Genomic DNA, 25,123 nt, shown 5'->3' with positions numbered 1-25,123 from the left:
GACGAACTTTCATGGCATTATCAGGAGGAGAAAAATATGTTTGGTTCTGATGGAGAAAAAATACTACAAGATAAGTACGGCACAGTTAGAAAAGCAAACTCATTTTATGAAAATCAAATGATCGATCATATTAATGAACAAATGAAAGCATTTATCGCTGAGCAAGAAATGATGTTCATTTCAACAGCAGACAAAAAAGGCAACTGTGATAATTCATTTAGGGCAGGAAAAAAAGGATTTGTTATCGTACTAGATGAGACCACACTTTTCTATCCTGAGTATAGTGGCAATGGAGTGATGGCTAGCTTAGGAAATATCTCGGAAAATCCACATATCGGAATTCTCTTTATTGATTTTTTTCAAAATCAAATTGGTTTGCATGTTAATGGTGCTGCAGCTATTGTTGAAAACGAGCAGTTTATTAATAGCCTTCCAGCAGATTTGTCCGACATCGTTCAATCAAATCATATTGAAAAACCAAGTTGTTGGGTTAAAATTCATGTTCATGAGGCATATATTCATTGCTCTCGTATGATTCCGAAACTAACTACGATTGAAAAAGCATCTAATGAAAAGAAACATGGTGACTTCTTTAAAACGAAAACAGCTTCTCTACAGAAATAAAATAAGGAGCGTTTCATAAGTCGAAAGATCAACTTATGAGACAGCTCCTTTATTTATCCCACATTAATGGACTGTAAGACCCCCACTGATTGAGTTTCACTTTATGAACTCAAACCATTACTTTACAAATATCATTCGTAAATTCTAATGGGTCTTGAATTGGCAGACCTTCTATTAGTAATGCTTGATTGTAAAGCAAGTTCGTATATAAGCTTAATTTGTCTTTATCATGATCAAAAGCACCCTTTAGGGATTGGAATACATCATGATGGATGTTAATCTCCAACACCTTGTCTGCCTTAACATTTTGATTATCAGGCATTGCGCTGAGGACTTTTTCCATTTCAATTGTTACTTCCCCGTCTGTTGATAAACATACTGGGTGAGATTTCAGACGTTTTGACACTCTCACATCTTTCACTTTTCCAATTAAAACATCTTTCATGTGTGCAAATAATTCTTGATGTTCATTTGCTTCTTTTTCTGAGGTTGTATCATTTTCATCCGCTTCAATTCCTAAATCACTGCTTGAGACAGATTTAAATTCTTTCTCTTTATAATTCATTATCATCTTAATCGCAAATTCATCGATATCTTCATTAAAGTAAAGAATTTCATAGCCTTTATCAGACACTAATTCTGTTTGTGGAAGCTTATCGATTCTGTCGTATGACTCACCAGAAGCATAATAAATATACTTTTGCTCTTCTGGCATTCTGGAAATATACTCATCAAAAGTAACCATTTTTTTCTCTTTAGAAGAGTAGAACATTAATAAATCCTGTAATTCTTCCTTATGCATGCCAAAATCATTGTACACACCAAACTTTAACTGTCTGCTAAAGGATTTATAAAATTCCTCATACTTTTCACGTTCATTTTTTAATAAACTTAACAATTCACTTTTAATTTTCTTATTGATATTTTTAGCAATTAATTTCAATTGACGATCATGCTGTAAAATTTCACGAGAAATGTTTAATGATAAATCTTCAGAATCAACCATTCCTTTAACAAAACTAAAGTAATCTGGCAATAGGTCTCCACATTTATTCATAATAAGAACGCCATTTGAATATAGCTCTAACCCTTTTTCAAATTCCTTTGAGTAATAATCGAATGGAATTTTCTCTGGAATATATAAAATGGCATTATAGCGAATAGAACCATCTACACTAATATGAATATGTTTAAGTGGCTTATCAAAACCATAGTGCTTTTCATTGTAAAAATTCTCATAATCCTCAGTAGTTAATTCATTTTTATTTTTCCGCCAAATCGGAACCATACTATTGATCGTTTGTTCCTCAGTAAATTCAACATATTCATTTTCAGTATCGTCTTTTGGCTTTTGCTCTGTTACATCCATTTTAATTGGATAACGGATAAAGTCAGAGTATTTTTTTATAATCGTTTTAAGACGATAGTCTTCTAAATATTCATCAAAATGTTCTTCCTCAGTGCCTTCTTTAATTTTTAGAATGATTTCTGTTCCAACAGTATCTTTCTCTGTTGGCTCAATTGTATAGCCATCTGCACCTTTAGATTCCCATTTATATGCTACATCACTTCCCAATGCTCTACTAATAACCGTTACGACATCAGCTACCATAAAAGCAGCATAAAATCCGACACCGAATTGGCCTATAATATCATGCCCATCCTTTAATTCATTTTCTTTTTTAAATGCCAATGAACCACTTTGAGCGATGACTCCGAGATTCGCTTCCATCTCATCCTTAGTCATTCCGATGCCTGTGTCGATTATTTTCAATAGGCGGTTCTCTTTTTCTGTCACAACTTTTATGTAGTAACTATCTTTATTAAAGCTTAAATTCTCATCCGTCAACGCCTTATAATAAATTTTATCAATGGCATCACTTGCATTCGAAATTAACTCTCTTAAAAAAACCTCTTTCTGAGAGTAAATCGAATTAATCATCATTTCTAATAATCGTTTCGATTCTGCTTGAAATTGCTTTTTTTCCATGAAATTGACTCCTTTCAAAATCAATAAAAACAGTGATGGAATAATCCTCATCATTATTTTAGCACTCTAGTCACTAGAGTGCTAATATTTTAATATCATATTCACTTTTTCTTGTCAATAAAAGATACATATACACTTCTCTATGAAAAAACCCTATAACCGAATAATACTCGGTATATAGGGCTTCCTATTTATTGTTTTTCAATTTCATCCGTTAGAACAACTAGTTGTTCAATTAAATCACCTATATAAGCGATCGTTTCCCGCAGTGGCTGATCAGTCGTAATATCGACGCCTGCCATATTTGCCAGTTCTGCAGGGGATTTCGTACCTCCAGCTTGTAATACGGTCAACCAATCATCTACCGCCGGTTTGCCTTCATCTAAAATCCGTTTTGCTACTTGAGTAGAAATCGTTAAACCTGCACTATATGTGTATGGATACAAGCCCATGTAATAATGTGGCTGGCGCATCCATGTTAATTCTGCACCTTCTGTAATTTCTACTGTATCTCCCCAGAATTCTTCTAATACTTCACGTTTCAAGCCATTTAATACACTCGCATTCACACTACCGCCATTATCAACGATTTCATATACTTTACGTTGGTAAGCCGCTTCCAATAAATGTGTAACAAAATTATGGTAGTATGTTCGTGCAACAATAGAAGAAATAACCCATCGCTTGAATTTAGGATTGTCTGAATTAGCGAGCAGATGGTTTGCCATCAACATTTCATTCATTGTAGATGGGGCTTCAATGAAATAAAGTGATGGACGGGAATTAAAGATGCTTTGTTTCTGATGCGCATTATAGAAATGACCTGCATGACCTAATTCATGTGCAAGCACAAAAACATCTTCCATGCTTCCAGTCCAAGAAATTAGAATATATGGATGAACCCCGTAAGGACTAGAACAGAATGCCCCCGTTGATTTCCCGATATTTTGGGCAAAATCGATCCAACGTTCCTTGTAGGAGCGCTCGATCATCTGTAGATAATCATCACCCATAATAGAAAGTGCATCAACAATATACTTTTTTGACTCTTCAACTGTGATTTTCGGTTCGTAAGCTGGATCCAGCGGAACTTTCAAATCAGCAAATGTCATTTTTTCTAAACCATGTACCTTTTGAAGCAGCTTTGCGTATTTACGCATATGAGGTGCAAGCTCTTTCATAATTAAATCAATTTGCCGATCATACATCGAGCGGTCTACCTCTTGACCAAACAGCAAATAATCAAAAACAGATTTATATCCACGTAGATCAGATGTTGTTTTCTCAATTTGTAAATTCGTATCATATGTTTTAGCAGTCGTATGCTGATAATCTTTTAGTTTCGTATAAAAAGCTTCATATGCCGCCCTACGTTTTGCAGTATTTGACTCCGACTCCCAATCCCCCTCAAATGTAACATAACTGAGAGGATATTTTTCCCCGTCTACTTCAAAATCAGCAAACTTCATATCAACTAATTTTGTTATATTATATAAATCGTACGGGGCATCGAAAATAGATGAAAATGCAGCCAATGTTTTTTCGACTTCTGGATGAAGCTTATACGGTTTTTCGCGAATGATCACTTCTATGTACTTATGAAAATCTACCGATTGTTCCATTGCCTCTTTCAATGTTTCAGAAGAAAGATTCGATAATTCACTATTAACAAATGACAACTTACTGCCAATCTTTGCAGAAATCGAACCAAATTTACTTGCACGCATTTGTGCATCATTATTTGTCTGATCTTCGCTTGATGATAAACTTACATACGTACCAATCGGAACAATTTTTTCATAAATCGCCGCATAACCCTGCAACGCCTCTATAACTGTTTTAGCATTATCAATCTTACCTTCAAACCGTTCTACAAAAGTTTCTACTTCTGCTTCAACTTGTTCAATAGCAGCTAGATAATCAGATTCTGACGCAAATAGATCTTTCAAATTCCATGTTTCATCAATCGTAACTTGAGAACGTGGGGGTAAACTTTTAACCATGCCATACACTCCTTATTATTACGGTTTTCGAACTAATTAATAGTATATAATATTATTAGAAAAATGTAAAAATTAAGCTCATGCAAATGTTTGTTGGGAATCGGTTTGGCTTACCTTTTCCTGTTTCACCGGTTGCAGACGACGCTTTTCAGGAATCAATTTGTTTTTGCTATTAAAGAAAGCTCTTCTTCATGTTAGAAAAAAGTTAAATATTATTCACCAATATTTAGCCATACAGTCAAGGAGGAATTCGAATGTTAAAGGATTGGTTAAAGGAATCTAAGTACACTGTTGTATTCACTGGTGCCGGCATGTCAACAGAAAGCGGTTTGCCTGATTTTCGCTCTTCTTCTAAAGGGTTATGGACAAAGAATGATCCAAGCAGGCTTGCAAGTACGGAAGCATTAAATGAAAATGTCAATGAGTTTATCCACTTTTATCGAGAAAGAGTGGTTGGTGTAAAGGAGTATAAGCCCCATAAAGGACATCATATTTTAGCAAGGTGGGAAAAAGAAGGTATTATTCATTCAATCATTACTCAAAACGTGGATGGCTTTCACCAGCTTGCAGGAAGCAAACGAATTGCAGAGCTTCATGGAACATTACAAACGCTGCATTGCCAAACATGTAAGCAGGAATATGATAGTCAAGAATATGTAAAAAAGGAATATTATTGTCAGTGTGGAGGCATTTTACGCCCATCTGTCGTCTTATTTGGTGAATCCTTGCCTGAAAAAGCATTTCAATTTGCTTTAGAAGAAGCTGAAAAAGCTGAGCTTTTTATTGTATTAGGTTCATCGTTGACCGTAACACCTGCAAACCAATTTCCATTAATCGCAAAGAAAACGGGCGCAAAATTAGTGATTGTAAACATGGAAAAGACTGATTTTGATATGTACGCTGATCTAGCAATCAATAATATTAAAATTGGCAGCTTGCTACATGAATTAGATGAATAAAAATGACAAGCCTGTTCCAATAACGAGCAGGCTTGTCACTATCATTCCTTCGTTCACATAACTTTCCGATACTTCATCCCCTTTTATTTAAACCAGCCCATTTTCCATAAAAAGAAAAGGAGACTAGACCCAATTACGAACATTGTCCCTAATACACCGAAATAGCCCCAATGAGTATTCAATTCTGGCATGTATTCGAAATTCATGCCGTATATACTCGCAATAAATGTTAATGGAATGAAGATCGATGACATCACAGTTAAAGTTTTCATAATGTTATTTAACCGGTGTGAGTTTAATGAAAGATAGCTGTCTCTTATATCATTTGTCATTTCTCGGTTCGACTCAATCATGTCAGATAGCTTTAACAAATGGTCGTATATATCCATGAAATACATTCGTTCCTCTTTCGGTACGATAACTCGTTCCGAATTTAAAATACGGTACAATAATTCTCTCATTGGAAAAATCGTTTTACGTAATTTTAATAAATACCCTCTTATTTCAAATACATCTTCAATAATATATTTATTTCTTTCTTTTGTTTCAATATTGCTTAACTCATCTTCAATTTTATAGACAGCGGGAAAATATTCATCAATAATTTTATCCATTAAGAGATAAAAAATATATAAAGCTCCTCTTTTTAGAATCTCTTTATCCTCTAACAGTCGCTGTCTAACCATCACAATTTCTGTTAAAGAGGATTGATGGAAAGTAACGATGAAATTTTCCCCAACAAAAATATCAACTTCTTCAGGTAAGAGAGTACTTTGATTCAACGTATGAAGAACAAAAAAATCATATCCATCATAATAATCAAGTTTAGGCCGCTGCAATAAATGCAAGCAATCCTCAATTGCAAGTGGATGAAAGTGAAAATGTGTTTTCAAAATTAATATCTCTTCTTCACTTGGAGTGTCATAATCCATCCAAAACCATTTAATATTTGAATCAAATAAACGATTCAAAGGGATGTTTTCTAAAAGCTGTAAATCTGTCGTCACTGCAAAAGTTCGAATCATTTCATTGCAACCCCCTTCTAATAAAAGTCTTTCCTTTAGACGAGTGCAACATTCGATTCTAAACAAACTTGCAACTGTTATTCTAGTATCTCAGTTAATGAAAATACACCATTTTCCTCGAAGTCATCTATTATTTTTTGTGGAAGTAATTGTTTTAATTGAGCCTTAGTGGACCATTGAAAATCTTCATGCTCATTCGATAAAAGGACATCATTTTTATCACTTTCACACAAGTATGTAAGAATGACCACTTGCCTTGACGGATCTGTTTTAAATGTAGTCGCATACAAAATGCGCTCTATTTTCACATGTAATCCGACCTCTTCTCTAATTTCCCTCCGTAGAGCAGACTCAATATCCTCTCCAAACTCTAGCTTCCCTCCAACAGGTTCCCATGTGCCCCCATCGATGTGAGCTTTATGTGCCCGCTTTATTAATAAAACCTTTCCATTGTGTAAAATAACTGCTTTAACCCCAACAATTAACTTATTTTGATTATTCATTTTGGCACCTTTCTCAATTTCTTCACAAAAATCAATTATTCATTTTACAAAATTAGCCATGATGAGTACATCATGATAAGTTTGTTCATCTATCTTAATCGCCTTTCTTTTTCGTCCTTCTTCAACAAACCCAAATTTTTTATATAGTTCAATAGCATGTTGATTGTCTGCAAATACTTCTAAACAAACTTTCTCTATCAAAGGATTTTCTTTTGCCCAGTCTAATAGAACAGTTAGTAATGCTTTTCCAACTCCTTTGTTACGATAATGTTGATTCACACTCATCCCAAAGGAACCTTGATGTTGAATTCGCTGCTTATGACCATTATGGAAATCTAAAAATCCAATTATTTCATCTTCCATTTCTGCTGCTAATGCTAATTTACCACGGCTATCAAATACATCTTGCAAGAATTGCTTCTGCTGTTCACTTGTCACTTTAAATTCAGCTTCAGTTGTCAAAAGAAAAGGAGCTTCAGCCATAATATTCCGCGTAAAAGAAATAATGCGGTCTGCATCATTCGGTAAAGCAGTTCGAATAGTGAAATGGTTATTGCTTTTTGTAACGAAAAACCTTTTTTCTACCTTACTCATAACGTTCACCTTTCTCATGGATTGAGCAACATACTCGATTCATACTATTCTATAATAGGAAACGAAAGCTCAATGGTCGTTCCGCTATTTAGTTTCGATTCAACAGAAATTTTTCCATGATGAAGCTCCGCGATTGCTTTCGCAATACTCATCCCTAACCCTACTCCTTCAGAGCTTTTTTCGGTATTTGTTCCGCGATAATAACGATCAAATAAACGTTCAATTGTTTGATCATCCATGCCTTTCCCATTATCTTTAATAATGATTGAGGTAAATGTCCCTTTTGTTTTTAACGAAATGGTTATTTCTGTTCCTCTTGGATTATGTTTAATCGCATTAAATATTAAATTATCAATCATTCGTTCAAACCAACGCGGATCCACCATAATATTAATTTCTCCATCTAATCCTAAAAAGGAAAAGGCTATTTCTTGAAGCGTTTTATCATTTACAAATTTTAAAACAATTCTACGGGTAAGCTCATTTACATCCATTTTGATGAATGAATGTGGAAGGGAATTATTTTTTAATTGAAAGGCTAAGTTAAAGTCTTCAAGTAGATCTGTCATATAGTCCCCTTTTTCGCGAATCATTTTTCCCATGTCTTTCAGTTCATCTTCTGTCCAAGCATATTGACCAGACTCTAGTAAATGCCCATATCCTTCTATAGTTGAAAGTGGGGTCCGCAGGTCATGAGAAATGCCTGTCATCCACTCTTCCCTCGTTTTTTCTAATTGTTTTCTTTCCTTCTCTGCTGAGGCTAGCTTTTCTGCCATATCATAAAAAGCATTAATAACTTCCTTATATAAACGATATCTTAATCGAACATTCCCGTTTTTTCGAAAAATTTTCTTTCGTTCCTTTTCGGTTAATACTTCATCATATTTGCCATAGCCCATTCTTTCAAGCCAACCAGTAAAAAGGAGCAAAGGCTTACCATAACGAAAGCCATGCCAAACAGACATGCTAATCGTAACTACTAAAAAAGTGAGCCCGATAATGACAAATATTTTGATAATATCTGTAAGAATTGAACCAGATACGACAAGATTTTCTCCTGCTCTTGGGATGTGCATAATCCATGTCTTCCCTGAATGAGAATCATGATAAATCACACTTTCATTCTCATAATTACCCGGTGCTTGTCTTCTCATTAATATTTCCAAAGGGTCATAATGATCTTGTTCAACTTTTGATCCAATCGTTTGCTCAACCCTGCCATTTTTATCTAGAACTTGAATTGAACCTTGAATAGCGATTAACTCCTTTTGAAGTTGTTCCAGCTTGTTTTCAGCAATTGCTCCTTCTTCACCATATGAAGAAAACCATTCTTCTAAATTATCTAAATAGTTATTTTCAAAACCTAATAAAAAAAGGTACGGCTCATCATTATAAATGCTATCCATTTGTGAGTAAATATAAAATCCTCGAAATTGCCGCGTCTCTTCTATCAATATTAATTCGTTGAGATTATAATGATTTGGCAGCTGACTTGGTGCGTTATGAGAGGTTATGACATCTCCTTTCTTATTTAGAATTTGGAGCCAGAAATTATCGTCATCAAGCTGCTTTTTTACATCCTCATGTAATTTCGCTTCCCCGCCTTCAATATTCGTAGCTGTATAGATGGCATCAAGTGTTCCTAGAGGAAAATTTCGCTTCCTTTCTTCATTCATTAAAAATTGGACTAAAATGAATAGCAGGACAATTAATAAAATCCCTATAAGTACTGATAGAAGGATGAATTGCATTGAAAAGTGAATGGCTAATCTACGTTTTAACGATTTCAATTTGTTTTCTCCTTAACTAGCTTATATCCAAGTCCTCTTACCGTTTGTAAATATTGCGGTCTGCTTGGATCTACTTCAATTCGCTCTCTTATTCTTCTAATGTGTACGGTAACAGTATTATCGTCAACATAACTATCAAATCCCCATACTGCCTCAAGAAGCTGAGTTTTTGAGAAAACGATATTCGGATGTTTACAGAAATATTGGAGGAGTAAAAAGACTTGTGCAGGACAAGGGATATGAGTTCCATTGACAAGCAACTCTCCTGCTTCTTCATCGAGGATAAATCGGCCAAAATCATACTTTAGCTGCTGCTCCTGCTTTATGATTATAGAACCGTTTGTTTTTTCACCTCTTCTGAGTCGCGCTTTTATTCTTGCTGCTATTTCTAAGGGATTAAAAGGCTTTGTGATGTAATCATCGCCACCTATTGCAAAACCAGTCAACACATCTAAATCAGAAACTTTTGCTGTTAAAAACAAAATATAGGCATCTGTTTTCTCTCTAATTTTCGGACAAAGGTCAAATCCGCTTTGATCAGGGAGCATGACATCAAGGAGAATAATATCGACATGATTTTCGGAAATGCACTGTAGAGCCTCCTCAGCTGTATATGCTTTCAACAAATCCTTGAAGCCTTCTTTCATTAACACTGTTTCGAGTAATTTAACAATTGATTTTTCGTCATCAACAATGAGTATTTTTTTATTTTCCATATCGTACACCTCATTTATATGCTAGCACAATAACCTTACCAAAATATTACGAAATTGCTAAAAAATTTATCCATTGGTAAGCAAAAGTTAAACTTACTGAAATCTATATTTTTTATTATGGATGAGAAGTAACTTTTATAAAGGAGAAATCTAATGGAAATAAAAAAACAGCGGGTTCATGTGATTGATGCGATTAGAGGATTTAGTCTATTGGGAATTTTAATGGCTAATATGCTTATTTTTCAATATGGGATAATGGGAAAGGACGAACTGCATTTATTCTCAATTTCTACAGCCGATAATGCCGCTCATCTTTTTATGAAAATTGCGATTGAAGGGAGTTTTATGCCTATCTTTACTTTTCTTTTTGGCTATTCACTTATTAAGATGAATGAAAGCCTAGTAAGAAAAGGACTAAAGCCGAAACGACATCTCGCTCGCAGATTTATCGTCTTAATCATATTTGGGGCTTTACATGGGGTGTTGTTATGGGAAGGGGATATTTTACTATCCTATGGACTAACTGGTTTTTTCCTCTTATTATTTGTTAATCGCAAGAAAAAAACCATTTTCATTTGGGGGATCACTCTCTTATTGTTGACATCTTTAATGGGTTTTGGAATGAATCAGCCAGTTGAAGTGGAGGAAAAAAATAGATTTGCTGAATATGTAAATGACACGATAGCTGTTTATGGGAATGGAACTTATGGAGAAATTAAATATCATCGCAATAATGTAGATCCATTAGAAATGCCTGAATATGTTTACTTGATTTTATTTTTTTTAATGCCAGTCATCACCGCACCATTGTTTTTACTCGGAATGTATGCTGCAAAAAGCGCAGAGTTTCAAGAAATAAATGGTCGACGAAAAAGGTATATAATTACAGGAACTATTCTTACCGTGCTTGGATTAATGATGAAAAGTGCGATTTATTGGCTTCCGTCCATAAGCTGGGTAGGAATTATTGGAGCGCTTGGTGCAAATATTCTATCTTTAGGGTATATCTGTTTGTTTACCTATCTTTATTCATTTACGAATAAATCTTTTATCATTAAAGCGTTTGAAAGTGTTGGCAAGCTTTCATTAACAAATTATTTAATGCAAACGATTATCTGTACAACTATTTTTTATGGCTATGGTTTTGGTTACTTCGGAAAAATGGGTGTTATAAGCGGAATCCTATTATCATTCGTCATTTATAGCTGTCAGCTGATAATAAGCTACTATTATTTAAAATCTTTCAAAATCGGACCATTCGAAAAAATAATGAGAGTTTGTACGTATTTAAGATTAAATGAACGCGAGAAAAAGAAAAAAAAGACTGAAGAAACCTATATGAATATATAAAAAGAGTAAGGAAGAGCAACTAGTGAATGGTTCTTCCTTTCTTTTTCTCACTGATATTCGAAAAAACGAAATATAAATAGTCAATCAACTTCTAATTTTATTTTGAACCAGGAGCTGGTTTATCGACTCCTTTAATATGGTGTCTGTGCCCATCATTTTCTGTTGTATAGAAGTCATAATAATGTGCATGCATACCATTTCCAACAGGAATAGCTGGTCCTGAATAGGCTCGATAATGATGAATATGTCCATTTTCAAAAAGTACATAGCCTTCCGTATAATGGATATGACTTCCATCATCTCTTAAAATGGCAGGTGAAGTCACATCAAGGCATTGATGAACATGCCCATCATTAATAGAAGTATAATCAATTGACCCATGATTATGATTCGGGACAAAGCCTGAAACAAAATCATCGTGCCCTACTCTTTTCATCAAACTCATCTCCCTTTCGTTGACTGAAAACCCCCTTTATTCAGAGTATTCTCATTGAGCAAGTCTATATGCCCGTTCAAATAAAGTGAATGATAAGCTTTATATATAATGGCAATTAGAAATAATGATGCAACTCATTTTAAATTTTTACCTTCACATAACCATTCTTGAACATGGTCAATGAACTTTTCATCATTCCAAGCGGTGATTGCTTTATCTTCCCCGAACAGTTGAACTTGATCTTGGAATAATAAATCACCAATAAAATAGGCTAAACGGCTATGACCAAATGTTGTTCCACCATTAATTGAAAACCATTCTTTAAATATAATGTCTGGGGTTGAAACGTTATAATCATGAAAAAAAGCGTTTTTTATCGTTTCTATATTTTTAGTACAAAACTCGAGCCACTCTTCTCCCTCATTGTCAAATGAAAAATAAATAGAAGGCTTTAAGTTCGGAACTATTTTGCGAGAAAAATGGACGGCCGCTCCTTCTCGATAAAGCCAAATAAGTGGGTTCTCCCATTGAATTGTTCCCCAGTCAATTTGAGCATTATTTGAAATAATATTATGAGCAGCATGACCAAATTCATGGGCAACAATTGTTCTTAAAGAGTCAAGCTCAGGGAGTAATTTTTCTAATGAAAATGTAATATTCGGAATTATTTGTCTGTATGTATACGCATTAGAGCCAAACCCACCAACTATTAAATTGACTTCAATTGGAAAATTAATTTGATAGATTTGGTTATATTGTTCGCTTATTTCTTGAATGATCGGAACTATTTTACGGTGAACTTCTTCTATCGTCCCGAAAAACAGTGGATACTTAGCAATTGATTGAAGATGCCGCTCTTCTGAATCCTTGCAATGATAAGCAAAATATTCGGTGAAAATTGCCGGGTATTTCCGGTAGTAGCTTCGTAAAAAGAGAATAGAAGATTCATAGTTATCCGTGAAATATGGAACAGTATTAATGATTTTCACAGTACCTCTATCGTTCACTCTATTTCCCATCCTTTAATATCTGCGCAATTTGATAATGATCTTGCTCCATCGCAATTTCAAAGGCAGTTTTTCCATCTTTCGTTTTAGCATTTAGTTGTGCACCATAATCAATTAAAAGCTTAATGATTTCCTGATTATGAGAATGATATGCTGCAGTATGCAAACATGTTTGCCCATTGCTATCAAATATATCTGTCTTTGCTTGATGCGCTAATAAAAGAGAAATAACATCGAGATTGCGTTCCCCTGCAATAGCTGCGTGCAAAGCAGTATTAGATGGAATATAATTTATTTTAGAGTGAGAAATCGCATTCACATTAGCACCATAATCTAATAATAATTGGACAGCCCCTTTGTGACCGAAATGAGCCGCGTAACCTAGAGGAGTTAGCCCCTCTTCATTTTCGTTATTTGCTAAATCAGCGTCTTTACTTAGCAAATTCTTTAATACTTCCATATCATTCGTTTGTACTGCTTGAAACAGAGTGTTTATCATCAGACTTCCGTCCCCCTTTTTTGTCTTGATTACTAATAATTCCTTGATTCGTATAAATGGTGACGGGTGACACTACAGCTTCTTTTGTTGAAAACAACCATCTTCTACCTGGTGGTCCTAATAATATAAATGACCCATCCTCATAATTACCCATAAAATTCAAATAATGCACTTATTTCAATAATATGTTTTATTGTAAATTCGGAATCATCCGCATAAGGAGACGTTTGTCTTCTTGAAATGAATTCGACAATATTACCTGACGGATCTTCGAAATAACAAGAATTTGCCTGCGTTCTTCCACCAAAATCAATTTCATCCTGCTCATCTTCCCTCAACAAACACACTCTTTGACTAAGCCATTGCTTTGCCTTCTGAAACATATTCACATAAATATTAAAAGCAAAATGATAAAAATGTCCATTAGCTTCTATTTCATTCCTAAAAACAAGAATACTTTTGCCAATTTCCAATTCTGCCAACACATCATTTTTATTTAATAATGAAAACCCTAAAGTTTCATGATAAAACTGTATCGTCTTTTCAAAGTTCGAAGTAACAATTTCTACCCTTTGTATTTTCATATAATGGTGTCAAGGGAAAATTAGATCATCCCTTTTCCTCCTATCACATTTTCCTCAATTTTACCAAGTGAGGGGAAGTTTAGCAACTTTCCCAGACCGTTAGGAAATAAGCTTAAGTCCTATTGCCGAACATAATATCATCATGATAAATAATATTCTTTTCCAATCCTTTGCCTCCCCATATAAAATCATCCCTAAAATGGCACCACCAGAAGCACCAATTCCTGTCCAAACAGCATAGGCTGTGCCCATTGGCAACTTTTCCATTGCCAGTGCAAGAAATAGAAAGCTTGCACCAAACCCTCCTAATAGCATGAACAGAGATTGCCAATTACGATTTTTATGCAGACTATTGATCATGGTCACACCAATCATTTCAAAAATCCCTGCTAAAACTAAATATATCCAACTCATTACGCATTCTCCTCTCTGTTCGTTTCCTTTTCGTTCGTTACTAGTTTCAAACCTATTACCCCACATAATAATAAAAATACAAGGAGCATTTTCGAAATTTTAATCGGCTCACTGAAGAAAATAATTTCAGAAAGTACAGTGCCAACTGTGCCCATCCCAACAAATACTGCATATACCGTTCCAACAGGAAGCTTTTTCCCTGCCATTATCATTAAGTAAAAGCTAATGATGATGGCAATGATCGTTCCTGTCCATGTCCAAAAATCATATGCATGCTTAAGCCCAATTACCCAGAACACTTCAAAAAATGCTGCAATAAATACTTTCAACCAATTCATGTAAACCCACTCCTCATCATATTTATTATACCCAAAACAAAAAAGCCTGAGAGATAGCTGATTAACAGTTATCTCCCAGGCTTTTATCCTTCCGTGGCACAGCATAATACTGTGAGTTTTCTCTCGGACCAGACCAGCCGATTTGCTGCGGAACCCTAGAAAACATTTTTATATGATTCATTTTATTATACATACTACGAATTTAAAATCAAGGGAAATAAATGACTAAAAACAAAAACTATTATTGAAAATATATATTCATAGAAATAATAAAAGCAAAGATGATAAGTCCAAGACCAATATTTAAGAAGATCTCCTTCCAAAAGATCTCTCCATCCCTTTCCTTGCGATATTGTTCAATCATATTTTCCTTCATTTCGCGATAATGTTTTTGTCTCCACCATTTCTTAAAACTTAAACGATATTTATCCAATTCCTTTTCTTTTCCGTTTGAGCTTATTTGAATTAGCATATTTTCATCTAAATGAAAATAATGATCGTCTGAATGATCTCGTTGCTCTTCCGTAAAAGGAATATTAAAAAACTTTAATTCCCTTCTTACTCTCTCAACAACCGTGCTTTTCGATGTTCTGTAAATCACAATGATTCTTCCATTTATATAGAGTCTAATCATAAGGATTATCATACACAACAGAAGAGTAATAATGAAAATGGATAAAAAATGTTCTTCAAAAAGATCATAGCTTTGAAGAAAAGTCTGGATAAAAAAAATGATTAGCGTAAATAGTAGCGCAACTCTAGATTCAGTAGTAATCCCTCTATATATTTGTATTCTAAATCCATCAAAAATCGATAAACATCCAGCAATAAATCCAGAAATTATGATGAAATAGAGCATCAATTGATCCACAGAAAAAAACTCCTTTAGCAGAGATTCAATTCATTAAATATAACATATTTTCAATATTTTAACATATTCTCAAAACTAAATATTTAAAATTCATTTGTATTTTCTACAAAACTGACAAAACTTTCTATCTAAATAGGAGCGTTTCATTTTCCATATTTAGGAGAAAGCTATTTCTTTAAATCTTAAATTGTGCGAAAATAGTTATAGATTTTCTTAATCAGGATATTAAAGAGAGGTTAATCAACATGTATTGGTGTAAAATTGCACGTTCTGAAAAAGAGTTTACTGAAATTGCTAAATTAAATTATCAAACTTTTGTTGAGGAAATCCCTCAACATGAGACGAATGAACAAGGTGTAAGGATAGATCCTTTTCATGCAGAAAATTTATATATTATTGTCTTAAAAAATGATGAACTTATTGGCATGATTGCTATTCGCGATCAACGCCCTTTTTCATTAGATAGGAAAATCGGTCCAGTTGAAAATAGGTTACCTGATGAAGCGAAAAGTGGGAAATTATGCGAAATCCGACTGTTAGCTGTTAAAAAGGAGCATCGAAATGGTCGGGTATTCTTCATGCTTGCAGGTGCCCTTTCCGATTATGCTTATCAAAAAGGATATCGTGCAGCTGTCATTTCTGGAACAGTTCGCGAAGAAAAATTATATCGGCAAATGGGGTTTGCAGAATTTGCTCATCCAGTCGGAACAAGTGATGCTCAATTTATTCCAATGGTGCTAACAAGAGAAAAATTCGAAAATTCAATTGCAGCTAGATTAAAACATAAAAACTATTCATTTCTCCCTGGACCTGTCAATCCAACGAATAAATTGAAGGAAATTTTAGCGCAAGATCCAATCTCACACCGTTCATATGATTTTTCTCTTTCAATGGATAATGTGAAGAAGAGATTGTTGGTTATGAGCAAGACGAAATATGTTCATCTATTATTTGGAAGTGGAACACTCGCAAACGAAGCGATGATCGCCCAATTAAGTCGCCTTCAAAGTAAAGGCTTAATAATAACAAACGGGGCATTCGGTGAGCGTTTACAAGGGCAAGCCAAGAGATGGGGACTCCGGTATGACTGGCTGCAGTTCACCTGGGGCGAGCAAATGGATGAAAAGCAAATATCAAAAAAACTGGCAACAAATGAATATGATTGGCTCTTAATGGCACATGGTGAAACTTCAACAGGTATGCTAAACGACTTGCAATCCATTCAAAAGCTTTGTCTTACTTATAATGTAAAATTATGTTTAGATTGTGTGAGTTCTTTTGGGGCCCTCCCTTTTTCTTTATCAAATGTTTACTTAGCAACCGCAGTAAGTGGTAAAGCAATCGGATCCCAAAGTGGAATTGCTATTGTTTTTTCTAATAATGAAATTGAAGAAGATCATCATCTTCCTTCTTATCTTGATCTAGGTTTATATGCTAAAGGAAATATTCCTTTTACATACGCTTCCCAATTAATAAAAAGTTTGGAAAACGCATTAACAGCGTATATTAACAATGAACGATATACGCTCTTACAAAACCGATTTGAACTTCTACTTACAGCCGAGAAAAATAAGGACATGTCATTTTTTACTTCTAGCGGATACCCAATGATTGTGACTTTAATTGGCAAAGGAGGCTTACCTAACCTCGCAGAAGATGCCGCATTATCAGGCTTTAATTTACACTATAATAGTGCTTATTTAGCTGAAAGGAATTGGGTTCAACTCTCAATTATCCAACCTGATTTCGAAAAGGCGTGGGGCAAATTCTACAAATGGTATGTACAATATAAAAACTATGAACGAAGACAAAGTGAAGTATCTGTTTTGAACTAGTTTATTTCGCAATATATTAACACACCGTCCAATTTTTTGGGTGGTGTTTTTTTTGAGATCATTTTTGTTTTCGAAATTGACCTGCATCAAGGTAAACCATGTTTCCACCCTTTAAAATTAAGCTAGAAAGATAAAACAACAGATCATCATAGGAGGAATGAAAAATGAAAACAGCAAATTTTCAGCTTGAACCGCTAACTTGTCCATCATGTATAAAAAAAATTGAAAGTACTTTAAACAGACAGTCTGGTGTATTAAAAGCTAGAGTACTTTTTCACTCTAGTAAAGTGAAGATCGATTATGACGAATCAATGATAACTGAAATGCATTTACAGCAAATAGTCTTTAAACTAGGCTACCCTGTTTTAGCAAGCAAAATAGTCGGGTGAATAAAAGGATGTGATTTCAGATGAAAGAAAAAAGGAATTCCATTATTGTTTGGATTACGGCCATTTTACTAGTAGGAGCAGTCATTTTTCATATCATGAACTTTTCCAGTTTAAAAACGACTATGCTTATTACTAGTACTGTCATTGCCGGATTTCCGATTATGATGAAAGCATTTCAATCCGCTCGTATGAAGGCATTCAGTATTGAGCTTCTCGTTACAATTGCAGTCATTGGGGCATTGTTTATTGGAGAGTATGTTGAATCTGCAGTCGTAACGTTTTTATTTCTTTTCGGTGCTTACCTAGAAGCTAGGACATTAGCCAAAACAAGATCCTCGCTAAAATCCTTAATGGACATGGCTCCAGTTGAAGCTAAGGTCATACGAAATGAGCAGTCATTCATCGTTCCTGTTGAAGAACTCAACGGAGGTGACCACATTCTTATTCAATCTGGAGAAAGAGTAGCGATTGATGGAAAAATCACAGCTGGAAGTGCTTATATTAATGAAGCTGCGATTACTGGAGAGTCTATACGAGCACATAAAAAAATCGGTGATCGCGTTTACAGTGGAACCATCATTGATACTGGCTATATTGAGGTAATAGCTGAAAAGGTTGGCGATGACACAACGTTTGCAAAAATTATTGAGCTCGTTGAAGAAGCCCAGGAAGCGAAAGCAAAAACGCAGAAATTCGTAGAAAAATTCGCCAATCTATATACACCCGGAATTGTGATATTCTCAAGTTTAGTTTATTTCATGACGAAAGATATCGAACTCACACTCACATTCCTTGTAATTGCCTGTCCTGGTGCACTTGTCATTTCTGCACCTGTTTCAATCGTTGCAGGTATAGGAAACGGCGCAAAAAATGGTGTGCTCATAAAGGGCGGAGAAATGATAGAACAATTTGCTCGCGTCAATGCTGTTATGTTTGATAAAACAGGAACATTGACGATTGGAAGGCCAGAAATCACTTCTATTCATGCTTATTCAATGGAAGAAAATGAATTACTACAGCTCGTTGCTCAAGCAGAGATGATTTCAGAGCATCATCTCGGTCAAGCGATTATTCTTGAAGCAAAAAAACGAAATCTTGCTTTTATTTCTAAGCCAAGGAAATTTGAAATCATAAAAGGACTTGGAATAACAGGATTATTAAATGAAAAACCATTTGTAATTGGAAACTGTAAACTCATGGTTGAAAAGAATATCTTTCTCGATGAGCATGTCCAACATACAGTTGAAAAAAGTGAAAAAGAAGGAAATACCACAATTTTAGTCGTTTATGATCATAAAATTGCTGGAATTATTTCGATCGCTGATAAAATCCGGCCTGAAGCTGGCAATATGATTACGAACCTAAAGAAAAACGGGATTAAAAAGGTGTATATGCTTACTGGAGATAATCGTCACACTGCAAACCTTGTAGCAAAACAATTAGGAATTGACCATGTATTTGCTGAAATGCTTCCTGAAGATAAAATAGAAAAAGTAAAATTAGTTCAAAACGAAGGTTATCGAGTAGCAATGGTTGGTGATGGGATTAATGATGCACCTGCAATCGCTGCCGCAGACATAGGCGTAGCAATGGGTGGAGCTGGCACAGATGTTGCAATGGAAACTGCTGATGTCGTATTAATGGCAGACAAACTTGATAAACTAACACACGCTCATAAGCTGGCTAAAGCAACAGTAAGAAATATGAAACAGAATACATTTATAGCTGTCGGAACTGTATTCCTACTCCTTATCGGTGTATTAATGAAGAAAGTATTTCTTTCAGCTGGAATGCTCATTCATGAATTAAGTGTTCTGATTGTTATTATTAACGCCATAAGACTTGTGCGATATAATCATAAAAAGGGCATGGAGCGAAACGAAGTGATTCCTCACATTCTATCGGAAAAGGGTGTATGAAGTTTTGAGTAGATGTAATCATACTGAAATAGATGGGATTATAAATCAACACTGCATCTCTTCTGTCCCATTCTTCAATCATTTAAAAACTGAAGAAATGGCTGAAATTGCGAAAACAACACGAATGGAGAAATTTTCACGGGGAGAAATCATTTATGAAGCTGATGAAACATCCGATTATTTGTACATTGTTCGCCGTGGTCGAGTAAAAATTTATCGACTAGCTGAATCCGGGAAAGAACAGCTTATCCGAATAATGGAACCAGGAGACTTTATGGGTGAACTTTCACTATTTTCACTGACAACTTTTGATCACTATGCAGAAACGATGGAGAGCACAGAAATTTGCTTTATGAGACAAAAAGATTTACAAGCTTTTCTATTGAAATGGCCTTCCATTTCCATAAAGCTACTTGATGAATTTAGTAAACGGCTTAGAACGATTGAACAGCTTGTTAGCAGCCTTACTTCAGAGGATGTGGAGAAGCGAATAGCCTCCTATCTTGTCAATATCGCAGAACACGAAAACAAGCTTAGCCTTACCCTTCCTTTAAGTAAAAAAGATCTTGCCTCATTCCTCGGTACTACCCCTGAAAGTGTTAGTCGTAAACTGGCTGATTTCGAAGAACGAGGCCTGCTCATTCAAAAGAGACAAAAAGAAATTGAACTACTGAATCTTGAAGCACTTAAACAAATTTAGAAAAAATAGGGTATGAGTTAAATGGAGTTCTCTACCCTATTTCGTTTTTAATATTAGGCTTCCTTGCTCAGATCCATTTCCAAAAAAATAGGGCAATGATCGCTCCCCATTACTTCAGAATGTATTTGTGCAGCTGTTATCGAACTTTTCAATTGTTCAGATAGTATGAAATAATCAATACGCCATCCGATATTCCGCTCTCTTACTTTGGCCATATAGGACCACCAAGTATAAGCACCTTCCGCATCAGGATATACATATCGAAATGAATCAACAAACCCTGAGGCTAATAGAGTTGTCATTTTTCCACGCTCTTCAATTGTAAAACCCGAGTTTCCCTCATTTGATTTTGGATTCTTTAAATCTATCTCACTGTAGGCAACATTTAAATCTCCACAGTAAATTACTGGTTTTGCCTTATTCAACTCTATAATATAGGAAAGAAGTTCCTCTTCCCACTGTAACCGATATGGAAGTCTTGCTAAATCTCTCTGTGAATTCGGTGTATAGACATTTACTAAATAAAAAGAATCATATTCAAGTGTAATAATTCGTCCTTCTGGTTCTGATTCGTTTTCTCCGACTCCATACTTTACAGAAAGTGGTTGTTTTTTTGTAAAAACAGCCGTACCAGAATACCCTTTCTTCAATGCATAATTCCAATACTGATAATAACCTGGTAAATCAAGCTCTATCTGCCCTTCCTGGAGTTTTGACTCTTGGATACAGAAAATATCAGCATTTACTTCATTAAAATAATCTAAAAAACCCTTTTTCACACATGCTCTAATGCCATTTACATTCCAAGAAACAAGCTTCATATTTTCATATCCCCTTTTACGTATCTCTAGATTTCTAGAGTAACATAGAACACATATTTGCGCATAAAAAACGAAAAATTCACATAGTCATCTTTATGAAGAAAAATCAATATGATAACAATATAACTAATATGGTGGTGATCGAATGGCAGTTGTAGCAACTCGAGCTTCAGATATTGATTTGTTAGCAAGATTACTGAGAGCAGAAGCTGAGGGTGAAGGCGAAAAAGGAATGATGCTCGTTGGAAACGTTGGCATCAACCGAATTCGAGCAAATTGCTCTGACTTTAAAGGATTGCGGACAGTTCCACAAATGGTCTTCCAGCCACATGCATTTGAAGCAACAACGAAAGGATATTTTTACCAAAGGGCAAGAGAAGTTGAGAGACGCTTAGCTCGTCGTGCAGTTAAAGGTGAAAGACAGTGGCCAGCTAAATTTAGCTTGTGGTATTTTCGACCACCAGGTGATTGCCCTCCGACTTGGTATAATCAGCCATTAGTTGCACGTTTTAAGCGGCATTGCTTTTATGAACCTACTCCAGAAACATGTGAAAATATTTATAATACGTTTTAAATTTGAACATGTTAAATTCGTTTTATAAACGGATTTAGCATGTTTTTCATTTTATGTGAATAGCATACAAATTCCTTCCTGTGAAATGCTAATAAAGTAAGAAAATAGTGTTCGTTCTTACTTATTAGCACTAGAGAAAGGAGAACTTTATGCCTAGCAAAGGTTTTCAATTATTATTACAAACAGTTAGTTTAGTCCTTGGCTTTATGGTTTGGGTTATCCTCTCTTCATTAATGCCTTTTATCAAAGCTGATATTCCGCTTACCGCTAGCCAAATTTCCTGGGTCACAGCTTGTCCTGTCATCCTAGGCTCACTTTTGCGAATTCCTATTGGTTTTTGGACAAATCGGTATGGGGCGAGAGTCATTTTCTCAATTAGTTTCATCCTCCTCATCCTACCTGTTTTTGTCATTAGCTCAGCTCATTCATTTTCCATATTAATCGTAGGCGGTTTGTTGCTAGGTATTGGTGGAGCCATCTTCTCGGTTGGCGTTACATCACTGCCAAAATATTATCCGAAAGAAAAACACGGCTTTGTGAATGGCATTTATGGCGCTGGAAATATTGGAACAGCCTTCACTTCATTCTTCGCACCGGTGTTAGCAAATTCCTTTGGATGGAGATTGACAATCCAGTTTTATGTTTTCCACTAGTCTCATCCTTTCCATCAATAACATTTCTAATATTTACAAGGAATGGATAAGTTATTCTTCTCTTGGCTATTTTCGGAAAGGCCGAAGAAACACGTGTCAAGATTCAGCATTTTGCCTATTTCTGCAGAAATCCGTCTTGTTTTGAAAGCTTTTGTCTTGTAGCAGGAAAAAAGGGATGTCTCTCTTGAATTATCTTTTTAGAAAGGTCATCCACTTTAATTTTTCGAAGAAGGGATTGTGGAAAATGGCAAGTCATGCGATTAAAACTTACTCAGTTAAAGAAGTTGCAAAAACGCTCGATGTTTCACCAGGTACACTTAGGCAATGGGAAAAAGAGCTTAACGGTATACTTGTTATTCCTCGCTCCAAACAAGGAGCACGTTATTATACAGATGATGAAATAAGTTTGCTTGAAACGATTAAACAAATGAGAGATAAAAACTTAAGTAAAGATATGATACGGTCCTTATTGGAGAATAATTTCCAATTAAAAAAAGAAGCTTGTTTACATGAGTCCTCTTCTCTACAGTTGGTTGATAATCGGCAAGAAATAGAGAAAGTCATAGCTTCGATGGAGATGATAAAAAACCAATTATTAAATGATATAAAGATTGAAATCCAAACAAATATTCGCAAAGAGGTGTTAGATAATGTGAAAAACGAAATCTCCAAAGGATCGGTACATATCGTTAAAAGTCTTTCCGATTCAATTTATAAATCAACGGAAAAAACAAAGGCAGAAATTGAAGGGTTAACCGAAGATATTCGTGACTTGTCAAGTCGTATTGCAGATTCATCTGAGGCAGCTTCAGAAGAATTTAAAACGATGATTCATTACATATCTAGCTCGGCTGAAGTCACTCACACAGAAATAAGTGCTTTAATTGAAACTTTGAATACAGACAGAGAAATATATATCGAAACGATAAATCGTGAGCGCGAGGAATATTGGAAAGATATCAATCGAAGAGAGCTCATGTTTCATGATTTACTTGAGAATTTCCGAACTGCAGCTGCTTCAGAGGAAAAGAAGAAGCCCTGGTGGAAAATTTGGAAATAAAAATATGGTTAATTTCCCAAAAAAGATAATGTTTATTGCTGTATTATTCAGCTTCGACTTAATATAATGAATAGGAATAAAAACAACTTTTCTTCAATAGACTGTTGTTTGCTTTCAGAAAGGAGGATGAACAATGAAAAGGCTTCTTCTTTCATTGTTATTGATATTCTTATTATTTAAATCCTGGCCTTTTATTGATAAGCAAATAGAAAACACAAGCTTTTATCCTGTTATTGAAAATATTAAGGCTGAATTAAATACAATGAAAAATAATCAATACGTTCAAATTGTCACAAATACAATTTCCGAAGCTTATTATCAGCTTACAGGAAAGCTTAAGAACATTGAGTTTCTCTCCAATGATAACGATCAAACGAACCAGACGAATAAGCCACAGCTAACTATTCCGACTGAACATGCCTTCTCGATTCATAATGTTGTTCTTGGCGAAAAAAAGGGAGCTGTTGAACAAAAACTCGGTGTAGAGAAACGCTCTTCCATGAATGAATATGGTACGAACTGGCACACTTATCATGACAATTATCAAAACTTTTTAATGGTCGCTTATGATGAAAACAATGAAGTTTCAGGTTTATTTACAAATCAAGATTTAATCGCCTCTACGAAAGGAGTAAAGTTTGGAACTCCGAAAGAAACCGTACTTCAGCAGTTAGGTGAACCTTTAAAACAAATTCGAAAAGGGATGAAGTTTTTTGTGCTTCAAGACGATCGTGACTATGATATCTTTCATATTGATGGAAGTTACTTAACTATTTTTTACGATAAACACAATAAGAATCATGTCACGTCATTGCTCATAATGAACGAGGAGCTAGAACAAAATAAAAAAGATTTATACACAAAGGCTAGTGGATCTTTGAAAGAAGGCTTTGAATATCAATTATTTGATTTAACGAATGCGGAACGGGTAAATCATCATTTACAAGTTTTGAAATGGGATGAACATGTAAAGGAAACAGCTCGCAACCATAGTAAAGACATGGCTGTAAATAATTACTTTTCCCATACGAACCTAAATGGTCAATCTCCCTTTGATCGTATGGGAAAGGATGAGATTATTTTTACACTTGCCGGAGAAAATTTAGCTACCGGGCAATTCAGTAGTATTTTTGCCCATGAAGGATTAATGAATTCACTTGGTCATCGAGAAAATATTTTAAGGCCAGAGTTTCAATTTTTAGGTGTTGGTGTAGCATTTAATTCAGAAGCTCAGCCCTATTATACAGAGAATTTTTTCGCTAAATAATGTCAATTTATTCGTTCGTTAATGGGAGTGAAAACAAAGCTCTCTCCCATTAACGAATTGCAATTGAGTGTCAATTAAACAACTGATTCAAAGCAAAGAAGACTAACACTTTATCTGCCTTTTCTTAACATCTCTCATAATGTGGCCGCTAACATTAACTGTTTTCTTTCGTTTTTTTACTTTTACCTGCCTCGTTTCCTCT

The 25,123-nt window shown here is 34.9% G+C and carries 26 protein-coding genes, 1 pseudogene and 1 riboswitch; of the genes and pseudogenes, 11 read left to right on the top strand and 16 right to left on the bottom strand.

Translation table 11 applies throughout. The features are described from left to right. Positions 1 to 36: 36 nt before the first annotated feature. Positions 37 to 624 (top strand): pyridoxamine 5'-phosphate oxidase family protein, encoded by a 588-nt coding sequence (locus KDN24_RS11610; RefSeq protein ID WP_409972606.1) that lies wholly within the window; start codon positions 37 to 39, stop codon positions 622 to 624. Between the two features lie 109 nt (positions 625 to 733). Here the strand turns inward: KDN24_RS11610 and htpG are convergent, their stop codons facing one another. Then, the gene (gene htpG, locus KDN24_RS11605) at positions 734 to 2,614 is read right to left on the bottom strand and encodes a molecular chaperone HtpG (RefSeq protein WP_409972605.1); all 1,881 of its coding nucleotides are present in this window, start codon (positions 2,612 to 2,614) and stop codon (positions 734 to 736) included. 191 nt (positions 2,615 to 2,805) lie between these two features. Beyond that, positions 2,806 to 4,617 carry an oligoendopeptidase F gene (gene pepF / locus KDN24_RS11600; RefSeq protein ID WP_409972604.1) on the bottom strand — a complete coding sequence of 604 codons (1,812 nt, stop codon included), beginning with the start codon at positions 4,615 to 4,617 and terminating at the stop codon, positions 2,806 to 2,808. Positions 4,618 to 4,871: 254 nt separating this feature from the next. Between pepF and KDN24_RS11595 the strand changes: the two genes are divergently transcribed. Then, positions 4,872 to 5,576: an NAD-dependent protein deacylase gene (locus KDN24_RS11595; protein WP_409972603.1), complete on the top strand. Its 705-nt coding sequence runs from the start codon at positions 4,872 to 4,874 to the stop codon at positions 5,574 to 5,576. Positions 5,577 to 5,659: 83 nt separating this feature from the next. Here KDN24_RS11595 and corA read toward each other — a convergent pair whose 3' ends face one another. The 5 genes from corA to KDN24_RS11570 all read right to left on the bottom strand — a co-directional run bounded on the left by corA (position 5,660) and on the right by KDN24_RS11570 (position 10,204). Beyond that, positions 5,660 to 6,601, bottom strand: a complete 942-nt coding sequence (corA, locus tag KDN24_RS11590; protein WP_491348423.1) for a magnesium/cobalt transporter CorA — start codon at positions 6,599 to 6,601, stop codon at positions 5,660 to 5,662. A gap of 77 nt (positions 6,602 to 6,678) precedes the next feature. Next, positions 6,679 to 7,104 (bottom strand): NUDIX hydrolase, encoded by a 426-nt coding sequence (locus tag KDN24_RS11585; RefSeq protein WP_409972601.1) that lies wholly within the window; start codon positions 7,102 to 7,104, stop codon positions 6,679 to 6,681. Between the two features lie 39 nt (positions 7,105 to 7,143). Beyond that, on the bottom strand, positions 7,144 to 7,698 hold the full coding sequence (locus tag KDN24_RS11580) for a GNAT family N-acetyltransferase (protein ID WP_409972600.1): 555 nt from the start codon (positions 7,696 to 7,698) through the stop codon (positions 7,144 to 7,146). 44 nt (positions 7,699 to 7,742) lie between these two features. Beyond that, on the bottom strand, positions 7,743 to 9,488 hold the full coding sequence (locus tag KDN24_RS11575) for a HAMP domain-containing sensor histidine kinase (RefSeq protein ID WP_409972599.1): 1,746 nt from the start codon (positions 9,486 to 9,488) through the stop codon (positions 7,743 to 7,745). Further along, complete coding sequence (locus KDN24_RS11570; protein ID WP_409972598.1) at positions 9,485 to 10,204, bottom strand: response regulator transcription factor; 720 nt, start codon at positions 10,202 to 10,204, stop codon at positions 9,485 to 9,487. The genes KDN24_RS11575 and KDN24_RS11570 overlap by 4 nt, the downstream gene beginning before the upstream one ends. A gap of 153 nt (positions 10,205 to 10,357) precedes the next feature. On the opposite strand from KDN24_RS11570, the gene KDN24_RS11565 reads away from it, so the two are divergent. After that, complete coding sequence (locus KDN24_RS11565; protein ID WP_409972597.1) at positions 10,358 to 11,554, top strand: DUF418 domain-containing protein; 1,197 nt, start codon at positions 10,358 to 10,360, stop codon at positions 11,552 to 11,554. A 97-nt stretch (positions 11,555 to 11,651) separates the two neighbouring features. On the opposite strand, the gene KDN24_RS11560 is transcribed toward KDN24_RS11565, so the two are convergent. The 8 genes from KDN24_RS11560 to KDN24_RS11525 all read right to left on the bottom strand — a co-directional run bounded on the left by KDN24_RS11560 (position 11,652) and on the right by KDN24_RS11525 (position 15,703). Then, positions 11,652 to 11,990, bottom strand: coding sequence for a YmaF family protein (locus KDN24_RS11560; RefSeq protein WP_409972596.1), 339 nt, complete (start codon positions 11,988 to 11,990; stop codon positions 11,652 to 11,654). Positions 11,991 to 12,124: 134 nt separating this feature from the next. Then, positions 12,125 to 12,997, bottom strand: coding sequence for a M48 family metallopeptidase (locus tag KDN24_RS11555; RefSeq protein WP_409972595.1), 873 nt, complete (start codon positions 12,995 to 12,997; stop codon positions 12,125 to 12,127). Position 12,998: 1 nt separating this feature from the next. Continuing rightward, on the bottom strand, positions 12,999 to 13,496 hold the full coding sequence (locus KDN24_RS11550; protein ID WP_409972594.1) for an ankyrin repeat domain-containing protein: 498 nt from the start codon (positions 13,494 to 13,496) through the stop codon (positions 12,999 to 13,001). Further along, positions 13,459 to 13,650, bottom strand: a complete 192-nt coding sequence (locus tag KDN24_RS11545) for a hypothetical protein (protein WP_409972593.1) — start codon at positions 13,648 to 13,650, stop codon at positions 13,459 to 13,461. Before KDN24_RS11545 ends, KDN24_RS11550 begins: the two co-directional genes overlap by 38 nt. After that, the gene (locus tag KDN24_RS11540) at positions 13,643 to 14,080 is read right to left on the bottom strand and encodes a VOC family protein (protein WP_409972592.1); all 438 of its coding nucleotides are present in this window, start codon (positions 14,078 to 14,080) and stop codon (positions 13,643 to 13,645) included. Before KDN24_RS11540 ends, KDN24_RS11545 begins: the two co-directional genes overlap by 8 nt. Before the next feature lie 99 nt (positions 14,081 to 14,179). Next, positions 14,180 to 14,494 carry a DMT family transporter gene (locus KDN24_RS11535; RefSeq protein WP_409972591.1) on the bottom strand — a complete coding sequence of 105 codons (315 nt, stop codon included), beginning with the start codon at positions 14,492 to 14,494 and terminating at the stop codon, positions 14,180 to 14,182. Beyond that, on the bottom strand, positions 14,494 to 14,832 hold the full coding sequence (locus KDN24_RS11530; RefSeq protein WP_409972590.1) for a DMT family transporter: 339 nt from the start codon (positions 14,830 to 14,832) through the stop codon (positions 14,494 to 14,496). Before KDN24_RS11530 ends, KDN24_RS11535 begins: the two co-directional genes overlap by 1 nt. Before the next feature lie 70 nt (positions 14,833 to 14,902). Further along, positions 14,903 to 15,002: riboswitch (guanidine-I (ykkC/yxkD leader) on the bottom strand. 71 nt (positions 15,003 to 15,073) lie between these two features. Next, entirely contained in the window at positions 15,074 to 15,703 is a 630-nt protein-coding gene (locus tag KDN24_RS11525) for a hypothetical protein (RefSeq protein ID WP_409972589.1), read from the bottom strand. 245 nt (positions 15,704 to 15,948) lie between these two features. Here KDN24_RS11525 and KDN24_RS11520 point away from each other — a divergent pair, with 245 nt between their 5' ends. The 4 genes from KDN24_RS11520 to KDN24_RS11505 all read left to right on the top strand — a co-directional run bounded on the left by KDN24_RS11520 (position 15,949) and on the right by KDN24_RS11505 (position 20,546). Continuing rightward, a complete protein-coding gene (locus KDN24_RS11520; protein WP_409972588.1) occupies positions 15,949 to 17,538 on the top strand; it encodes an aminotransferase class V-fold PLP-dependent enzyme in 1,590 nt (529 codons plus the stop codon). Positions 17,539 to 17,702: 164 nt separating this feature from the next. Next, positions 17,703 to 17,927, top strand: a complete 225-nt coding sequence (locus KDN24_RS11515) for a heavy-metal-associated domain-containing protein (RefSeq protein ID WP_409972587.1) — start codon at positions 17,703 to 17,705, stop codon at positions 17,925 to 17,927. 20 nt (positions 17,928 to 17,947) lie between these two features. After that, positions 17,948 to 19,846, top strand: coding sequence for a heavy metal translocating P-type ATPase (locus KDN24_RS11510; RefSeq protein WP_409972586.1), 1,899 nt, complete (start codon positions 17,948 to 17,950; stop codon positions 19,844 to 19,846). A 4-nt stretch (positions 19,847 to 19,850) separates the two neighbouring features. After that, a complete protein-coding gene (locus KDN24_RS11505; protein ID WP_409972585.1) occupies positions 19,851 to 20,546 on the top strand; it encodes a Crp/Fnr family transcriptional regulator in 696 nt (231 codons plus the stop codon). A 53-nt stretch (positions 20,547 to 20,599) separates the two neighbouring features. On the opposite strand, the gene KDN24_RS11500 is transcribed toward KDN24_RS11505, so the two are convergent. Beyond that, entirely contained in the window at positions 20,600 to 21,367 is a 768-nt protein-coding gene (locus tag KDN24_RS11500) for an exodeoxyribonuclease III (RefSeq protein WP_409972584.1), read from the bottom strand. Between the two features lie 145 nt (positions 21,368 to 21,512). Here KDN24_RS11500 and KDN24_RS11495 point away from each other — a divergent pair, with 145 nt between their 5' ends. From KDN24_RS11495 to KDN24_RS11480, 4 genes and pseudogenes are all read left to right on the top strand, one after another. Further along, positions 21,513 to 21,941 (top strand): cell wall hydrolase, encoded by a 429-nt coding sequence (locus KDN24_RS11495; protein ID WP_409972583.1) that lies wholly within the window; start codon positions 21,513 to 21,515, stop codon positions 21,939 to 21,941. 149 nt (positions 21,942 to 22,090) lie between these two features. Further along, positions 22,091 to 22,585: pseudogene (locus KDN24_RS11490) on the top strand (MFS transporter); the annotation flags it as partial. 193 nt (positions 22,586 to 22,778) lie between these two features. After that, the gene (locus KDN24_RS11485; protein ID WP_491348422.1) at positions 22,779 to 23,654 is read left to right on the top strand and encodes a MerR family transcriptional regulator; all 876 of its coding nucleotides are present in this window, start codon (positions 22,779 to 22,781) and stop codon (positions 23,652 to 23,654) included. A 133-nt stretch (positions 23,655 to 23,787) separates the two neighbouring features. Beyond that, positions 23,788 to 24,921 (top strand): CAP domain-containing protein, encoded by a 1,134-nt coding sequence (locus tag KDN24_RS11480; protein WP_409972581.1) that lies wholly within the window; start codon positions 23,788 to 23,790, stop codon positions 24,919 to 24,921. Positions 24,922 to 25,123 lie beyond the last annotated feature (202 nt).

The sequence above is a fragment of the Cytobacillus sp. Bva_UNVM-123 genome, from assembly GCF_046351715.2.
Classification (GTDB): domain Bacteria; phylum Bacillota; class Bacilli; order Bacillales; family Cytobacillaceae; genus Cytobacillus.
The sequence above is the reverse complement of the archived record's forward strand: the minus strand, read 5'-3'. Positions and strand labels throughout refer to the sequence as shown.

Excerpts from the sequence above, each read along its gene's own strand:
- KDN24_RS11610 (WP_409972606.1), top strand. The coding sequence starts at position 37 with ATGTTTGGTTCTGATGGAGAAAAAATACTACAAGATAAGTACGGCACA.
- htpG (WP_409972605.1), bottom strand. The coding sequence starts at position 2,614 with ATGGAAAAAAAGCAATTTCAAGCAGAATCGAAACGATTATTAGAAATG.
- pepF (WP_409972604.1), bottom strand. The coding sequence starts at position 4,617 with ATGGTTAAAAGTTTACCCCCACGTTCTCAAGTTACGATTGATGAAACA.
- KDN24_RS11595 (WP_409972603.1), top strand. The coding sequence starts at position 4,872 with ATGTTAAAGGATTGGTTAAAGGAATCTAAGTACACTGTTGTATTCACT.
- corA (WP_491348423.1), bottom strand. The coding sequence starts at position 6,601 with ATGATTCGAACTTTTGCAGTGACGACAGATTTACAGCTTTTAGAAAAC.
- KDN24_RS11585 (WP_409972601.1), bottom strand. The coding sequence starts at position 7,104 with ATGAATAATCAAAATAAGTTAATTGTTGGGGTTAAAGCAGTTATTTTA.
- KDN24_RS11580 (WP_409972600.1), bottom strand. The coding sequence starts at position 7,698 with ATGAGTAAGGTAGAAAAAAGGTTTTTCGTTACAAAAAGCAATAACCAT.
- KDN24_RS11570 (WP_409972598.1), bottom strand. The coding sequence starts at position 10,204 with ATGGAAAATAAAAAAATACTCATTGTTGATGACGAAAAATCAATTGTT.
- KDN24_RS11565 (WP_409972597.1), top strand. The coding sequence starts at position 10,358 with ATGGAAATAAAAAAACAGCGGGTTCATGTGATTGATGCGATTAGAGGA.
- KDN24_RS11560 (WP_409972596.1), bottom strand. The coding sequence starts at position 11,990 with ATGAAAAGAGTAGGGCACGATGATTTTGTTTCAGGCTTTGTCCCGAAT.
- KDN24_RS11550 (WP_409972594.1), bottom strand. The coding sequence starts at position 13,496 with ATGATAAACACTCTGTTTCAAGCAGTACAAACGAATGATATGGAAGTA.
- KDN24_RS11545 (WP_409972593.1), bottom strand. The coding sequence starts at position 13,650 with ATGGGTAATTATGAGGATGGGTCATTTATATTATTAGGACCACCAGGT.
- KDN24_RS11540 (WP_409972592.1), bottom strand. The coding sequence starts at position 14,080 with ATGAAAATACAAAGGGTAGAAATTGTTACTTCGAACTTTGAAAAGACG.
- KDN24_RS11535 (WP_409972591.1), bottom strand. The coding sequence starts at position 14,494 with ATGAGTTGGATATATTTAGTTTTAGCAGGGATTTTTGAAATGATTGGT.
- KDN24_RS11530 (WP_409972590.1), bottom strand. The coding sequence starts at position 14,832 with ATGAATTGGTTGAAAGTATTTATTGCAGCATTTTTTGAAGTGTTCTGG.
- KDN24_RS11520 (WP_409972588.1), top strand. The coding sequence starts at position 15,949 with ATGTATTGGTGTAAAATTGCACGTTCTGAAAAAGAGTTTACTGAAATT.
- KDN24_RS11515 (WP_409972587.1), top strand. The coding sequence starts at position 17,703 with ATGAAAACAGCAAATTTTCAGCTTGAACCGCTAACTTGTCCATCATGT.
- KDN24_RS11510 (WP_409972586.1), top strand. The coding sequence starts at position 17,948 with ATGAAAGAAAAAAGGAATTCCATTATTGTTTGGATTACGGCCATTTTA.
- KDN24_RS11500 (WP_409972584.1), bottom strand. The coding sequence starts at position 21,367 with ATGAAGCTTGTTTCTTGGAATGTAAATGGCATTAGAGCATGTGTGAAA.
- KDN24_RS11495 (WP_409972583.1), top strand. The coding sequence starts at position 21,513 with ATGGCAGTTGTAGCAACTCGAGCTTCAGATATTGATTTGTTAGCAAGA.
- KDN24_RS11480 (WP_409972581.1), top strand. The coding sequence starts at position 23,788 with ATGAAAAGGCTTCTTCTTTCATTGTTATTGATATTCTTATTATTTAAA.